Below are 15129 nucleotides of genomic sequence, written 5' to 3' on the forward strand. Positions count from 1 at the left end.
GACATGGACGAGCCGGGCGACGTTGCCAGCCGGACCGCGAAATCCTTGGTTGCCAAGGTGTTGACACGGGTGCCGGAACTGACCGACGCCCTGGTGCGGATCATCGGCGAGCAGAACAGCGGCTACGAGCGGGTCGGCGTGGTGCCGCCGGAGGACCTGTGGCGCTCCTGCCACGACAACATCACGCGGGTGCTGCAACTGATCGCGTCCGCCGCTGAGAACAACAGCAACGGGAAAGAACCGTACGACGCCGCCCGAGCGACCGGCAGGCACCGTGCGGAGCAGCGGATGCCGCTCGACGACGTGCTGCGGTCCTTCCGGCTCGGCGGCCGGCTGATCTGGGAGTCGCTGATCGAGGAGGCCCGCAAGGACGGGCACGTCGACCAGGGCGAGCTGGTCGACATGGCGACGTGGGTCTGGCAGGTGGTCGACGCGACGTCGGCGCAGGTGGCCACGGCCTACCACCAGACCGAGCGTGAACTGGTGCGGGTCGACGAGCGGCGCCGGGCCACGCTCTGGGAGGGCCTGCTGCACGGGCGGGCCAAGGACCTCGCGTTCGCGCTGGAGGCGGCGCGGATCATCGAGGTGCCCCTCGAAGGCCGGTATGCCGTCGTCGTGATCGATGTGGACACCGGCGACGAGCGCACCGGCCCGGCGCTGGCGCAACGGCTCTGCGTGGCTGGCATCGACTCCGCGTGGCAGGTGCGCACCAACACGCTCGTCGGGGTGCTGTCGCTGGGCACGGTCGACCTCGACAAGGCGCACGCCGTGCTGGCCAAGCACGTCAAGGCGCGGGCGGGGCTGTCGCTCGAGGTCTCCGGGCTCGCCGACGCCGACACCGCGTACCGGCAGGCCGTGCTGGCCCGCAACACGATCACCCCGGGCAAGATCGAGGTCGCCGCGATGAGCCAGCGGCTGCCGGAGGCGCTGTTGCTGAGCGCACCGGAGATCGCCGGGCACCTGGTCGACCGCCGCCTCGGGCCGCTGCTGCGCGTGCCGCTGGCCGAACGACGGCTCCTGCTGGACACGCTGGCGGCGTGGTTGGCCACCGGCGGCTCGATCAGCGCGACCGCGAAAGCCGCGCACTGCCACCGCAACACGGTGATCAACCGCATCCGCCGCATCGAGTCCATCACCGGCCAGCGGCTCGACGACCCGACGGCGACCGTCGAGTTGACCTTGGCGCTGCGGGCTTCCTGGCTGCTGCCACCCGGCCCGCTGGCCTGATCAATCCTCTTCGAGCGGCTCGTCGCTGTAGCGGAACCACGCCCGGTCACCGTCGATGTGCAGCCAGAACTCGGCCACCGGTCCATCAGGCGCGACGAAGGTCATCGTCTCCTCGATGGTCCGGGTCGCCCAGGCGCGCCGCTGCTCGTCCGCGCGGTCGCGCAGGGCATCGAAGAGTTCCTTCACCGCGGCAAAGCCCGGCCGCGCGGTGAACCGGCCGACGAGCCAGGGGAAGTCACCGTCCGGGGTCAGGTGGACCTCGCCGAGGACCTCGTCCCCGCGCTTCAGCAGCCACGCACCGCCCTGCTCGCTCACAGGCGAAGGATCGCAGGTCACGGCCCCAGCCTCGCACTGTGCACGGTGCACAACGCCGATAGGCCAAATGTAGGCACGGCGTTGCTACCGACGCCGTGTACGAGGTGACACACTCCGCGTTCAGAGCATCCCCTCGGCCACCACCTGCTCACCCGCTGTGAGCGGAGAGGACGTCCCCATGGCAGCCCCCGGGCGCCCCATGCCGGGCACCGACCCCACCGAAGTGCACCGCCGCAAGTTCCTCGGTTATCTCGTCGCCGCCCCGACGCTCGCCGTCGGCGTGCAGTTGTTCGCCTCTTCCGCCAAGGCAGACGCGGCGATCCCGACCCTCCCGCAGCCCGAGGACATCCTCGACCTCGGCGACGCGCAGAACCTCGCCGCGCTGCCCACCTCCGGGCTGATCTCCGTCGAGATCAACACGGACGGCACCGCGTCGTTCGCGCTGCCGCGCGCCGAAGTCGGCCAGGGCATGACCACGACGGCGGCCATGCTGATTGCCGAGGAGCTGGACCTGCCGCTGGACAAGGTGCACATCACCCTTGCCGACGCGCGACCCGAGCTGATGATGAACCAGCTCACCGGCGGCTCCAACTCGGTGCGCAGCATGTACACCCCGATCCGCACCGCCGCGGCGATCGCCCGCGCGCAGCTGGTGAACACGGCCGCGAAGCAGTGGGGCGTCCCCGCGTCCCAGCTGACCACAAAGGACGGTGTGGTCGCGCACAAGTCCGGGCGCAGCGCGCACTACGGCGAGCTGACCAAAGCGGCGGCGAGCACCACGACCACGGTCGCCGCCGACGTGACGCTCAAGAAGAGCGCGGACTTCACGATCGTCGGTACGCCGCAGAACCGCATCGACGCCCGTGACATCGTCACCGGGCGCAAGGTCTTCGCGATGGACATGAAGGTGCCGGGCGCCCTGCCGGCCATGGTCCGCCGCCCGCCGACCATCAACGGCACGGTGAAGTCGATCAACAACAAGGCCGCGGTGCTCGCCATGCCCGGCGTCACCGACGTCGCGGCGATCACCTACGGCGTCGGCGTGCGGGCGCAGACCTTCGGCCAGTGCATCGACGCGTTGCGCGCGCTCGACGTCACGTGGGGTCCGGGCACGGTGGACAAGGAGTCCGACGCGACCGTGCTGCAGAAGCTCAAGGCCGCGACGCTGCCGCTGGCCGTGCCGCCGCTGGGTGCGCTGAGCGTGGACGCGGAGTTCGTCTTCAACTTCGCGAGCAACGCGGCGCTGGAGCCCGACAACGCGATCGCCGACGTCCGCTCCGACAGCGCCGAGATCTGGTCGAGCCTGAAGATCCCGATCACCGCGAAGGAAGACATCGCGGCGATGCTGGGCATGCCGCTGGACAAGGTCAAGGTGCACGTGGTCACCGGCGGCGGCTCGTTCGGCCGGCACCTGTTCCACAACGTCGCCGCCGAAGCCGCCGAGTTCTCCAAGAAGATCGGCAAGCCGGTCAAGCTGATGTGGTCGCGCACCGACGACTTCCGCCAGGGCCGCACCCACCCGATGAGCATCAACCGGGTCCGCGCCACGCACCTGCTGGGCAACGTGCTCACGTTCGAGCAGCGGCACACCAGCGTGCAGACCGATTTCAGCCACGGCCTGGGCGAGGTGCTGACGGCGACCGCGGCCCGGCTGCCGGTCGGCGGCAACCTCAGCTTCGCCGAGACGATCTTCCTGCTGACCCAGTCGGTGCCCTACAACTTCGGTGTCGTCACCCAGCTGCTCAACGAGATCCCGTTGCGGTTCAACACGGGCAGCATGCGCAACATCTACTCGCCGAACGTGGTGACCGCGCTGGAGCTGGTGGTCGACGAGCTGGCCAAGAAGATGGGCAAGGACCCGGTGGCGTTCCGCCGGTCCTTCCTGCGCGACGCCAAGCTGCGTGCGGTGCTCGACAAGGCCGTCGAGGTCGGCCAGTGGGGCCGGGCGCTGCCCAAGGGCGTGGCGCAGGGCATCGCCGTGCACTCGGAGTACCGCGGCGCGGTCGCGGTGCTCACCGAGGTCGACTGCCGCCCGGAGACGGTCAACCGGCCGGTGCCGACCAGCGAGGGCGTGACCGGGCCACGGGTCACCAAGGCGACGATCGTGGTGGACGCGGGCCTGCCGCTGAACCCGAAGGGCCTCGAGGCGCAGATGATCGGGGGGATGAACGACGCCATCGCGATCATCCTGACCTCCAGCCTGCACATCAAGGACGGCCTGCCGCTGGAAGGCAGCTGGGACAACTACTTCTACACGCGCCAGTGGAACACCCCGCCCGAGGTCAACGTCGTCATCATGCCAGCGAACAGCGAGACCCCGAGCGGTGCGGGCGAGCTGGCGGTGGCCCCGGTGGCCGCGTCCGTGGCGTGTGCGTACGCGCGGGCCGTGGGCAAGATGCCGACCACGTTCCCGATCAACCACGGGACGCTGAGCTTCGAGCCGCTGCCCCTGGAACCGTCCACCCCGCAGTCGCCCACCGACGGCCTCGACCACACCTTCTGAGGAGTCTTCCGTGCCAACGCATACTTTCCAGCTGAACGGCACCCGGGTGACCGTCGACGTCGCCGATGATGTTCGACTGCTGTGGGTGCTGCGCGACATCCTCGGGGTGACGGGGCCGAAGTACGGCTGCGGCCTCAACGTGTGCAAGGCCTGCACCTCGCACATCAACGGCAAGGCGTTCAACCCGTGCTCGGTGCCGGTGTCGCAGATCAAGGACTCCGACGAGATCACCACGATCGAGGGCCTGCCCGCCACGGTCGGCGCCGACCTGCACCCGATGCAGGAGGCGTGGCTGGAGGAGGACGTCGCGCAGTGCGGTTTCTGCCAGCCGGGCCAGATCATGGCGGCGGTCGCCCTGGTGCACAAGGTGCGGGCGGAGGGCCGCCAGATCACCGACGAGGACCTGGACGGCCTGCGCAACATCTGCCGCTGTGGCACCTACCCCCGCATCCGCACGGCGATCAAGAAGGCCGCGCAGAACATGTGACCCTTTTTCGGGTCGCACCGAAATGAACCGGGCATAGCGTTCCCAGCCATGGCCACCACTGTGCTCGACGACGACAACTTCGTGGTGCCGCCCGCGGTCGGCTATGGCTGGGAAGCGGGCGGCATCGGTTGGCTGCGGGCGAACGTCGCCCGGTTCAGCAGTGGACCGGCGCACGAGCGGCGCCGGGCGCTCGCCTTGGCCGAGCTGGCCCGCGTGGACTTGGAGTCCGCGCGGGCATCGGCGTTCGAGCTCGCCGCCGGTGAGTCCGATGTGGACACAGTGCCGGTCGTCGTCCTAGCGGCGGCGCTCGGTGTTCCCGATGCTCCACCGGATTCGGTGGCGGCCGTGGCATCGGTCTACCTGACCGGGGCGAGCGGTGGCCCGGAAGTCCAGGACGCCCTCGACGCCCTGGTGCACGCGTGCGGCGGCGTCCCCGACGAGCGCACGGCTGCCGTCATCGGCCTGCTGGTGCAGACCTACGCGGCGACCGCCGCCCTCATCCGGGCGGCGCTGGCGACGGGCGCGAGCTCGGGTGATTCCGCTGTGGCACAAGCATTGCGGGACACGCCGCCGGTGCGCAGCACCCGCCGGATGGCAGTCGCGGACACCCACTTGGACTACGGCACCGTAAGAGCGGGCACGGTGGTGCCGGTGGACCTCGCAGCAATGCCGTTCGGCGCGGGACCGCACGCGTGCCCGGGAGCGGACCTGGCGGTGGCGATCGCGGCGGGCGCCGTAGACGCCCTGCTCAACCGCTGACACCCCCACTCACCGGCGAAGCGCCCCATCCGCCAGCACGGCATGCACACCCCACGTCTGGTTGGCAACCTGCGTCACCCGCAAATCCACCACCGGACTGGCCAACGCCAGCGCAGAAGCCCGATCCACCCCGAACAACCGCTGCAACCAGTCGAGCATCGCTCCGAGCGCCTGCGCCGTCGCCTCGTTGAGGTCAGGGCTGAACCCGAACGTAATCCGGCCGGCGGGCGTGATCGCGTGCGCCGTCGCGACGGCCGGGTCGGGTTCGAGGTCGACCACCAGCCGGGAGGTCATCCCGCACTCGATCGCCGTGCCCGCGACCTCGCCGTCGCCTTGGGCCGCATGCCCGTCACCCACGCACAACAGTGCCCCGGCGACCTCGACCGGCAGGTACAAGGTCGATCCGGCGATCAGTTCGCGGCAGTCGATGTTGCCGCCGCAGGGCCGCGGCGGCACCGTCGAGTGCTCGCCCGGCTCGTCCGGCGTCAACCCGATCACGCCCAGGAACGGCGCGGTCCGCACGGTGAAGCCGAGGTTGTTGCGCGCCAACCCGTCCTCGATGTCCCACAGCAGCCACGCCGGGTCGCCGGGCACCACGCCGAGCCGCTTGTTCAGCTCGTTGTCCCGGGCCGCGGCGACGGTGTAACCCCAGTCGCCCGGCCGCAGCGACTCGACCCGCACGGCCAGCGTCATCCCGGGTTCGGCGCCACGCACGGCGATCGGCCCGGCCAGGCAGTGCCCGCGCCTGCTGTCCAGCAGGCCATCGGCCGGCACGCCTGGCGCCGACGGCTTCGTGAGCTGTCCGGCGGCGTCGAGGGTGCGCACCTCTACCGTGTCGCCGGGATCGATCGTCAGCACCGGCGCGCGATCGCGGGCGAAGACGTCGGTCACGGTGTCGAGCGTGGGATCCAGGCGGTGCTCGGCCATGTCGCCATCCTGCCCGACTGGCACGATGGATGGATGCGGCGGAAACCGGTGAAGTCGAGCGTCGTGCGATCCATCGGCTACGACCCGGAGTCCAAGACGATGGAACTCGAGTTCAGCGACGGATCGCTCTACGAGTACTACTCCGTCCCGGCTGCCATCCACCGCCGGCTCATGGAGGCCGACAGCATCGGCGGCTTCCTCAACCGGTTCGTCGTGCCTGGCTACAAGAGCCGCAAGATCTAACGCCAGCGCAGCACGCCGATCCCCGCTACCAGGAAGAACACCAGCAAGAGCACCGCGGGTGCGGTGGCGCCGGTCGACGTGGTGACCTCTTCGTCCACGTAACCCGCGAGCTTGATCCCGCAGTCGGCCACCACCTCGCGGCGACCGGCTTCCACGGTGGTGAACTCGACCTTGGCGGTGAACGCGCCGGTCTTGTCGGCGGTGACCCGGCCGACCGGCTGGCCGTCGGAGGTCAGCTGGACCACCGCACCGGGCGGGCAACCCTCGCCGGACGCGGTGAGCGGGTCGCCGGGCCGGATGGCCGGGCGGTCGAAGTTGAGCGTGCCGTCCACGTGCACCGGCGGGGCGCCCGTCGGCCGCGGCGGCGGCTTCGACGTCGTCGTGGTGGTGGTCGTTGTCGTCGTGGTCGTGGTCGTCGTGGTGGTGTCCGACGGCGGCGCGGCGGTGGTGGTCGTCGGCGGGCGGTTCGTCGTGGTGGGCGGCGGAGCCGGGGAGCCGGACACGACGTGGAAGATCGCGGTGGCCGACATGGCCGTTCCTGCGCAAGAACCGGTCACGATGTGCGAGCCCGGCGCGGTCCCGGGCACGGTTGCCCGCACCGAACCGCCGCCCGCTAAGCCACCACCGGTGACGAACGGCGCGCCGTCCCACGTGAAGCTGACCCTCGCGCACAGGCCGAAGCCCTGCCACCCGATGGTCACCGAGGACCCGGACGGCCCGGTGGACGGCGAGAGGCTGACGCTCGCCCCGGCACGCGCGGCCGCGCTGGGAGCCAGCCCGACAGCCACTGTGAACAGGGCAGATCCGGCGACGATCAAGGCGGCCGCCCGTCGACTCACTCCCACACCAGCCATCCCCTCAGGTCGGAATCGGCAGCCGGTAGCATTCCCGCCCTGTCCTGGGCCCGTTCAACCGGGGGTTGCACATGAGGCGTCTGGTCGCGGCGTTGGCCGTGTTAGCGGCTCCCGCGCTCGCCGCGGCGGCACCGGCCGCGGCCGATCCGAACTCGATCGCGCTCTCGGTGACCGTGACCGCCAACGGGCAACCGCTCGGCGCCCAGACCGTGTCGATCGACCCCGACCAGCCGGTGTCGCTGCTGATCACCGCGGCCAACAACGGCCAGAACCCGCAGCACGTGCGCACGATCCGGTTCTCCGGTGGCGTTTTCGGCCTCTCGTTCTTCGGCTACGACACGGCCATGCCGTTCGACGTCGCCCCGCACGAACTCGCCACCCGGACGTTGGTGCTCGACCTGGGTGACCTGCGCAACCAGGCGATCGGCCTGATGCCGGCGTCGGTGGAGCTGCTGGACCAGGGCGGGACGTCGCTGGGCAGCGCCGACGCGGTGACCGACGTCCGCGGGTCGCTGCTGTCGCTCTTCGGCGCGCTCGGCGTGGTGTTGCTGGTCTTCGCCGCGGCGGCGTGGACGAGCGGCCTGCGTGCGCTCGGCCGCCGGGAGCACCAGGTGACCCGCGGGTGGGCCATCGGCCGCTTCTTGCCGGCCGGGATCGGCACCGGTCTGCTGGCCGTCGTGTGGCTGTCGATCTTCCGCGTGGTGGCACCGGCGCCGTTGCCCGCGCTGGGCGTGGTCCTAGGGGGCGTGCTGATCAGCACGATCGCGGCGTCGATCGCGGCACGCCCGGAGCCGCAGGAGATCGAGCCGATCACCACGATCCTCGACCCGACGGTCGGCGTGAAGACCGGCGTCCTCGAGACACCGGAGATCGAGGAGGACAAGGACAGCAGGGACGACGAGCCCTCCCACTCCGGCAACCTGGACGACCTCGCCGATCTCTACATCGACGACCACGACACCCGTGACGACCACGACGACCCGGCCGAGGACGCCGACGAGGAGCTCCACAAGGAGCTCGACGAACTCGACGGGGACGAAGCGGTCGAGGAGCCGGTGCGCGAGGAGAGCGGCAAGCGGGCGTGAAGACCCTCGCGATCCCCGGCACGCTCTGCGCCCCATCGCTGTTCGACCGGCTCGCCGAGCGAACCCCTTTGTCCACAGTGGACTGGATGGCCCTGGGCTCCCCTGCCGACATCCCCACGGTGGCCGCGCGCATCACGCCGACCGAACCGCACGTCGTCCTGGGTCACTCCACCGGCGGTGCGATCGCGTTGCAGCTGGCCCTGGCGCATCCGGAATCGGTCGCCGCCCTGATGCTCGTCGATACAGGCGCCTCGATGTCCGGCCACGGCGACGTCGACGGCCTGCTGAGTATGATCCGCGCCCAGTGGGGCCCGGCCCTGTGGCGCGGCGTCCTGGACCGCAGCTTCGCCCGGCCGCCGGACGAGGCGACGATGACCGCGTTGCTCGCCTACGCCGGCGCGGCGTCTCCCGACGTCACCTACGAGGTGCTGGACAGCCAGCGCTCGCTGGACTTCACGCCGCGCCTGGCCGAGATCACCGTGCCGGTCACGGTCGTCCACGGTGAGTTCGACCGCGCCCGCCCGGTCGAGCACGCGCAGCGCCTGGCCGGCGGGATCCCGGGCGCACAGCTGCACGTCCTGCCCACCGGCCACAGCCCGGTCTACGAAGCACCCGAAGCCGTCGCCGCGTTGCTGGCCGAACTCCACGAACGCGTCTGAACCCGCCCCGCGCTGGGTTAGCCTCCTCGCGTGTCCGTCCAGTTCCGCATCCTGGGTCCGCTGGACCTGCGGGACGGCGCGCGCACGATCCCGCTCGGCGGCGACCGCCAGCGCACCGTGCTGGCGCACCTGTTGCTCCACGTCAACCACCAGGTGACGCCGGACCAGCTGATCGAAACGGTCTGGCCGTCGCGGCCGCCGGCGTCGGCGGCGGCCAACCTCCAGACCTACGTGCACCGGCTGCGCAAGCTCATGCCGCCGCTGCCCGAAGGCGAAGGCCTGCTCACCCGGGGCGGTCACTACACAATGGCGCTCGCCGCCGAACGCCTCGACGCCACGCTCTTCGAGCAGCTCACCACCCGCGCCCGCCGGGACGGCGACCCGGCCACCGCGCTGCGGCTGCTCGACGAGGCCGAGGCGCTCTGGCGGGGCACGCCGCTGCAGGACCTGCCGACGCCGCCGGGCTGGGCCCCCGAGCTCGGCCGGTTGATCGAGGCCCGGCTGACCGCGACCGAGGACCGGCTCGCGCTGCGCATCGCCGAAGGTAGCGGGCTGGACACCGTCGACGGCGAGCTGGCCGAGTTGCTCGACCGGCACCCCTACCGCGAACGCCTGTGGCAGCAACGGTTGCTGGCCCTGGACAAGGGCGGCCGGCGCGCCGAGGCGCTGGAGCTCTACCGCGCCGTGCGGGACCGGTTCGTCGCCGATCTCGGGATCGAGCCCGGCGAGGACCTGCGCCGCACCCACCTCGCCATCCTGCGGGGCGAGCGGCCCAGTGGTGAACAACAGCGCGGGGACACGGCGATCGCGCTGCACCAGCTGCCGCCGGACGTCGCCGACTTCACCGGGCGCGAGCCGGAACTCGAGGAACTGCGGGCCGCCGTGGCGCCCGGCGCGCAGGCCGGGGCGCCCACGGTCACGATGCTCGTCGGCGCGCCGGGCACCGGGAAGTCCGCGCTCGCCGTCCACCTCGCCCACCAGGTGCGCGAGGAGTTCCCCGACGGGCAGCTCTACGTCGACCTGCACGCCACCGGCAACCCGCGCACGCCGCTCGATGTCCTCGCCGATCTGCTGCACCTGCTCGGCGTCGTCGGCGAGGCGCTGCCCGTCGGGCTGGACGCGCGCGCCGCCCTGTTCCGGTCCCGGCTGACCGGCCGGCGGGTGCTGCTCGTGCTCGACGACGCCGCGTCCGCGCAACAACTCCGGCCGCTGCTGCCCGCTGAGCAACGATGCGCGGTGCTGGTCACCACCCGCGCCCGGATCTCCGATGTGGACGGTGCGCGCCAGGTCGACCTCGACGTCCTGGACGAGCAGGAAGCCTTGCTGCTGCTGGCCAGGATCGCGGGCACGCAACGCGTCCAGGCCGAGCCGGCCGAGGCGGCCGCCATCGTGCGCTACTGCGGGTACTTCCCGCTGGCCATCCGCATCGCCGGGGCGCGGCTGGCCGGACGGCGGGGCTGGAGCCTGAAGACGTTGCGCACCCGCCTGGCCGACGAGTCGAGCCGGCTCAACGAGCTGCGGATCGGCCAGCTCGCGGCCCGCTCCAGCTTCGAGCTGAGCGTGCGCCAGCTGCCGTCCGAGGCCGTGCCCGCATTCGCGCGCCTGGCGTTGCTCGGCGCCCAGGACGTCACCGGCTGGCTGGTCGACGCGCTGCTCGGCCGCCACCGCAGCGAAGACGTCCTGGACGTGCTCGTCGACGCGAACCTCGTCGCGTCGACCGGGGTGGACGCGATCGGCGAGCCGCGCTACCGGATGCACGACCTGATCCGCGTCTACGCCGCCGAACTGCTGGAGAAGCAGCCGAGGGCCGAACGCCAGGCCGCGATCCGGCGGGCTATCGAGGCCTCGCTCGCGCTGACCGCGCGAGCGGTCGCGTTGCTGCCCGCGGCGTTCGGCGCCGCGCGCGTGACCCCGCGGGGCTGGCAGCCCGCCTTGGACCCGACCGACGCGCCGGTGTGCTGGCTGACCGCGACCCGGCGCACGCTGCTCGCCCAGGTCGAGCTGGCCGCCCAGAGCGGCGAGGCGACGCTCGCGTGGCAGCTCGCGTTGTGCGCGGTGCCCTTCTTCGATCTGCGGGGCGAGTACGACGAGTGGCAGCGCAGCCACCGGGCCGCGCTACCGGCGGTGCAGGCGGCGGGTGACGTGCTCGGCGAGGCGCACCTGCTGCGGGGCATCGGCCAGGTCCACCTCTACCGCGACGAGTACCCCGACGCCGAGAAGGCCTGGCTGCGGGCCGGCAACGCCTACCGCGAAGCCGGGGACGCGTGGGGCATCGCCGTCGCGACGGCCGGGCAGGGCACGCTGGCCCGGGCCCGGCGCCGGCCACGCAAGGCGATGCCGCACTACCTCGACGCGCTGGCCGGGCTCACCAAGGCCGGGGACGGCAACGGGCAGGCGCAGGTGCTGCGTTCGATCGGCATGGTGCACCGCGAACTCGGCGACCGCGACGCCGCCCGCGAGTGGTTGCACAAGGCGCTGGCGCTGGCCAAGGAGGTCGGCGACGCCCACCGCGAGGCCAAGGTGCTGGTGGACCTCGCCGTCATGCACCGCGAGGACGACGACGTACGCGCCGCCCTGTCCACTGTGCACAAAGCGCGGGACATCCTCGAGTCGCTCGACGACGAGCGGTGCACGGCGTACGCGCTGGTGGAACTGGGCGCGATCCTGTTGGCGGCCGGGGAACCGCGGGCCGCGAGCGGAGTCGCGCAGCGTGCGCTCGCGGTGTTCCGGCGCACGGGCAACCGCCGCGGCGAGCGAGCCGCGCTGGCGATGGTGCCGCAGTCCCACAATCAGGACTGACCGCACGATTTACCGCAGGACTGACGGCCGGTGCGAGCGGATCGTCCCTGGGCGGGTGCCCGTGGAGCCTCGCACCGGCCGTCCATGCGGGGTGCGCGTGCCCCGCAAGTCCTACGGTGTACGTCCCGAACGATGCCCAGGGGCGCTACACGCGCACTACACGCGACGCGGCCCGCCCGGGTGATCCGGGCGGGCCGCGTGCCTTCGTGGTGGTCGATCACCGCAGGGAGATGCGCAAGACCTGGCCGCCGCCGGCGCACGTGCCGCAGTTCGACACGTAGGCGGCGTCGCCCCGCAACGCCAGCCCGCCCGGCGTGATCAGCCCGGTCGACATCACGACGTGCTGCTCACCGTGCCGGCCGACCTTGATCAAGGCGCCCGTCGGGTCCTCCGACAACAGGCCGTTCTTGGCGATCTCCAGCACGTAGAGCGTGCCGCGCCGGTCGAAACCGAGGTCGATGATGTTGGTGAACCCGCGGGCCACGATCTTCGGGGCGTGCCCCGGCACGACCCGCCAGACGCTCGCCTTGCCCGGCACGAACGGGAAGCCGGTCAGCTGCCCGACGTAGTAGGCGCCGTCCGGGCCACGCACGACCGACGTCGGCACGGCCTCCATCGGGATCTGGGTGCCCGGCGGCAGGCCGAGGAACGGCGGCGCGTCCACCATCTGCGACGGGAACGTGGCGATCGTGGAGACCGTGTGGTGCCTGCCGGACACCTTGACCAGGTCGTTGCCGCCCGCGTCGGCCACCACGTAGCCCGACGACGTCGCGAGCACCGAGTTCGGGTTGCTGTCCGGGACGCCACCATCGGGGTTGGCCACGGCTTCGTAGCCGGCGATGTCAGCGATGCGGCTTACGCCATGGCGTCCGGCCTGCAGCAGCCACCCGAGGTTGCGCCCGGCCGCGGGCAGGTCCGCGCGGACCGCGGGGTCGGCGCCCAGGCCGACGGTGAAGGTCAGGCGGCCGTCCTTGAACGTCACGTCCGACGGGCCGATGGCCTGCGAGCCGTCGGGCGCGGCGGTCGACGGCAGCCCGGCCAGCACGCGGTACTGGTGGCCGTGGCCGATCTTGGTGATGGCGCCGCTGGTGCCGAAGCACACCTCGCCGCCCTCCGGGCCCGGCTGGCACGGTCCAGCGCCGCCCGCGCCGGCCTCGGCCACGTACAGGGAGCCGTCCCGGGCGAACGCGAGGCCGCGCGGATTGTCCAAACCGGACGCGATGACCGTCACCTTAGGACCGTGACGGTGGTTGGGACCGTGCCCTGTGCCGCCCGCCTGTGCCGCTCCCGCAGGCACGAGAAGCGCGACCAGAATCGCCGATGACGCCAGGACGACCTTTCTCGATCCGACCATGTTCCACCCCTCTCGACGCCGGATTGCGAACCGTCAGTCTGAGTGGGACAAACGCGAGCACCTAGTGCCGTTGTGCTCTTTCGGCTGCGGGAAATCGAACGGGAAATCGACTGCTTCGGTGAACCGTCCACATGCGCGATGATGGGGGCATGACCGATGAGTTGCCCGTGCCGCCGCTCGCCGAGCTGCGTACCCGGCAGAGCGCCAAGTGGCGGACCTACCCCTCGGACGTGCTGCCGCTGACCGTCGCGGAGATGGATTTCCCGCTCGCGCCGCCGGTCGCGGCGGCGTTGCAGCAGGCAGTGGCCCGTTCCGACACCGGGTATGCACTGGCCAGTCCTGATCTTGGCAAGGCCCTCGCCGGGTTCGCCGGGCGCCGCTGGGACTGGGACCTCGACCCCACATCGGTCACGTCCGTGACCGACGTGGGGGTCGGCGTGGTGGAGTTGCTGCGGGTGCTGACCAGACCCGGCGACCGGGTGGTGATCAGCCCGCCGGTGTACCCACCGTTCTTCCATTGGGCTCCCGAAGCCGGTACGGAACTGCTCGAAGTTCCGCTCACCGAGGATTACCGGCTGGATCTGCCGGCGCTGGATCGCGCATTCGCAACGCAGCCGGGCGTTTACGTTTTGTGTCATCCGCACAATCCGGTGGGCCGCGTGCATTCCCGCGGTGAGCTGACCGAACTGGTGACGCTCGCGAAGCGCCACGGCGTGGTCGTCATCAGTGACGAGATCCATGCGCCGCTGGTGCTGCCCGGCGCGGAGTTCACCCCGCTGCTGACCGTCCCCGGCGCCGCCGACGTCGCGATAAGCCTGATGTCGGCGAGCAAAGCGTGGAACCTCGCCGGGTTGAAGTGCGCGGCCGCGATCACCGCGTCGCCCGCCATGGCCGACGTCGTCGCGCGGATGGCGCCGGACATCCGCTGGCGCACCGGGCACTTCGGCGTGCTGGCGTCGATCGCGGCGTTCACCGACAGCGAGCCGTGGCTGGAGCAGTTGTTGTCCACATTGGTGGCGCGCCGCGCGTTGCTGGGCGAACTGCTGGCCGAACACCTGCCGTCGGTGCGCTGGCAGCCGCCGTCGGCGACCTACCTCGCGTGGCTGGACTGCTCCGCGATCGGGCCGGGCGACACCGTGCGCGACCTGTTCCTGGTCAAGGGAAAGGTCGCGCTGGAGCCGGGTTCGCGGTTCGGCGCGCCCGGCGACGGCTGCGTGCGGCTGAACTTCGGCACGAGCGCGGAGCTCCTCGAACAGGCCGTGACCGGGATGGCCGCCGCACTGGCCTGAATATTCGGTTTCGCCGTCCGGCCGGGGGTTCTACGGTCCTCGCCATGAGCTTGTTCATGGTGATGGTGCGTCGTGTCCGCGGCCGGGCGGTCGCGGCGCGCGTGGGGCTGGCACCCGCTCGTTGACCACTGGGCCCGCCGGGTCGTCGCCGAGGCCGGCGTGCGACCGGGCCAGCTCGTGCTGGACGTCGGCGCCGGTGACGGCGCGCTGACCCGGCACCTGGTCGAGGCGGGCGCCCGCGTGCTCGCGGTGGAGCTGCACCCCGCGCGCGCGGCAGCTGCGGGCGCGGTTCGCCGGTGCCCCGGTGACCGTCGTCGAAGCCGACGCGCGGACCCTGCGGCTGCCCGGGCGGCCGTTCCGGGTGGTGGCGAGCCCGCCGTACGGGATCTCCAGCGAGTTGCGGCGCGTCCTGCTGGCGCCGCGGTCGCAACTCGTCGCCGCAGACCTGGTGTTGCAGCGCGCCTTCGTGCACCGGCAGGTCGCCCAGGCCCGCGGGCGGCGATTCGCCGTGCGAGCAGGGCTTTCGCTGCCCAGGCACGCGTTCGCCCCGCCACCGCGAGTGGACTCGGCGATTTTGGTCGTCCGCCGTGTTTGAGACCCGCTAGGGGTGGTTATCCGGCATCACAAC

At 71.6% G+C, this 15129-nt stretch carries 13 protein-coding genes and 1 pseudogene; 10 read left to right on the top strand and 4 right to left on the bottom strand.

What is annotated here, in order from left to right; genetic code table 11:
• Window positions 1–3 precede the first annotated feature (3 nt).
• Entirely contained in the window at window positions 4–1227 is a 1224-nt protein-coding gene (locus EV186_RS16630; protein ID WP_481808310.1) for a PucR family transcriptional regulator, read from the top strand.
• On the opposite strand, the gene EV186_RS16635 is transcribed toward EV186_RS16630, so the two are convergent.
• Complete coding sequence (locus tag EV186_RS16635) at window positions 1228–1542, bottom strand: hypothetical protein (RefSeq protein ID WP_133850109.1); 315 nt, start codon at window positions 1540–1542, stop codon at window positions 1228–1230.
• Window positions 1543–1720: 178 nt separating this feature from the next.
• On the opposite strand from EV186_RS16635, the gene EV186_RS16640 reads away from it, so the two are divergent.
• Genes EV186_RS16640 through EV186_RS16650 form a run of 3 tightly spaced genes read left to right on the top strand, consistent with a single transcriptional unit; the run spans window position 1721 to window position 5291 of the window.
• On the top strand, window positions 1721–4045 hold the full coding sequence (locus tag EV186_RS16640) for a xanthine dehydrogenase family protein molybdopterin-binding subunit (RefSeq protein WP_133850110.1): 2325 nt from the start codon (window positions 1721–1723) through the stop codon (window positions 4043–4045).
• A 10-nt stretch (window positions 4046–4055) separates the two neighbouring features.
• Window positions 4056–4532 (top strand): (2Fe-2S)-binding protein, encoded by a 477-nt coding sequence (locus tag EV186_RS16645; protein ID WP_133850111.1) that lies wholly within the window; start codon window positions 4056–4058, stop codon window positions 4530–4532.
• Window positions 4533–4580: 48 nt separating this feature from the next.
• A complete protein-coding gene (locus EV186_RS16650) occupies window positions 4581–5291 on the top strand; it encodes a cytochrome P450 (RefSeq protein ID WP_243754066.1) in 711 nt (236 codons plus the stop codon).
• A 9-nt stretch (window positions 5292–5300) separates the two neighbouring features.
• Here EV186_RS16650 and EV186_RS16655 read toward each other — a convergent pair whose 3' ends face one another.
• Entirely contained in the window at window positions 5301–6218 is a 918-nt protein-coding gene (locus EV186_RS16655) for an acetamidase/formamidase family protein (protein ID WP_133850112.1), read from the bottom strand.
• A 33-nt stretch (window positions 6219–6251) separates the two neighbouring features.
• On the opposite strand from EV186_RS16655, the gene EV186_RS16660 reads away from it, so the two are divergent.
• Window positions 6252–6461, top strand: a complete 210-nt coding sequence (locus EV186_RS16660) for a KTSC domain-containing protein (RefSeq protein WP_133850113.1) — start codon at window positions 6252–6254, stop codon at window positions 6459–6461.
• Here the strand turns inward: EV186_RS16660 and EV186_RS40005 are convergent.
• Window positions 6458–7249 carry a hypothetical protein gene (locus tag EV186_RS40005; protein ID WP_243754067.1) on the bottom strand — a complete coding sequence of 264 codons (792 nt, stop codon included), beginning with the start codon at window positions 7247–7249 and terminating at the stop codon, window positions 6458–6460. The genes EV186_RS16660 and EV186_RS40005 overlap by 4 nt on opposite strands.
• A gap of 137 nt (window positions 7250–7386) precedes the next feature.
• On the opposite strand from EV186_RS40005, the gene EV186_RS16670 reads away from it, so the two are divergent.
• From EV186_RS16670 to EV186_RS16680, 3 genes are read left to right on the top strand one after another with little or no spacing between them, the layout of a single operon-like run.
• Complete coding sequence (locus tag EV186_RS16670) at window positions 7387–8400, top strand: MATE family efflux transporter (RefSeq protein WP_133850114.1); 1014 nt, start codon at window positions 7387–7389, stop codon at window positions 8398–8400.
• Window positions 8397–9059, top strand: coding sequence for an alpha/beta fold hydrolase (locus EV186_RS16675; protein ID WP_133850115.1), 663 nt, complete (start codon window positions 8397–8399; stop codon window positions 9057–9059). The genes EV186_RS16670 and EV186_RS16675 overlap by 4 nt, the downstream gene beginning before the upstream one ends.
• A gap of 30 nt (window positions 9060–9089) precedes the next feature.
• Window positions 9090–11858: an AfsR/SARP family transcriptional regulator gene (locus EV186_RS16680; protein WP_133850116.1), complete on the top strand. Its 2769-nt coding sequence runs from the start codon at window positions 9090–9092 to the stop codon at window positions 11856–11858.
• A gap of 217 nt (window positions 11859–12075) precedes the next feature.
• On the opposite strand, the gene EV186_RS16685 is transcribed toward EV186_RS16680, so the two are convergent.
• Window positions 12076–13089: a ScyD/ScyE family protein gene (locus EV186_RS16685; protein ID WP_243754068.1), complete on the bottom strand. Its 1014-nt coding sequence runs from the start codon at window positions 13087–13089 to the stop codon at window positions 12076–12078.
• A gap of 272 nt (window positions 13090–13361) precedes the next feature.
• Between EV186_RS16685 and EV186_RS16690 the strand changes: the two genes are divergently transcribed.
• Both EV186_RS16690 and EV186_RS40800 read left to right on the top strand, forming a co-directional pair.
• Window positions 13362–14501: a MalY/PatB family protein gene (locus tag EV186_RS16690; RefSeq protein WP_133850118.1), complete on the top strand. Its 1140-nt coding sequence runs from the start codon at window positions 13362–13364 to the stop codon at window positions 14499–14501.
• 72 nt (window positions 14502–14573) lie between these two features.
• A pseudogene (locus EV186_RS40800) lies at window positions 14574–15096 on the top strand (rRNA adenine N-6-methyltransferase family protein).
• Window positions 15097–15129: the final 33 nt, after the last annotated feature.

The sequence above is a fragment of the Labedaea rhizosphaerae genome (assembly GCF_004362825.1).
Lineage (GTDB): Bacteria > Actinomycetota > Actinomycetes > Mycobacteriales > Pseudonocardiaceae > Labedaea > Labedaea rhizosphaerae.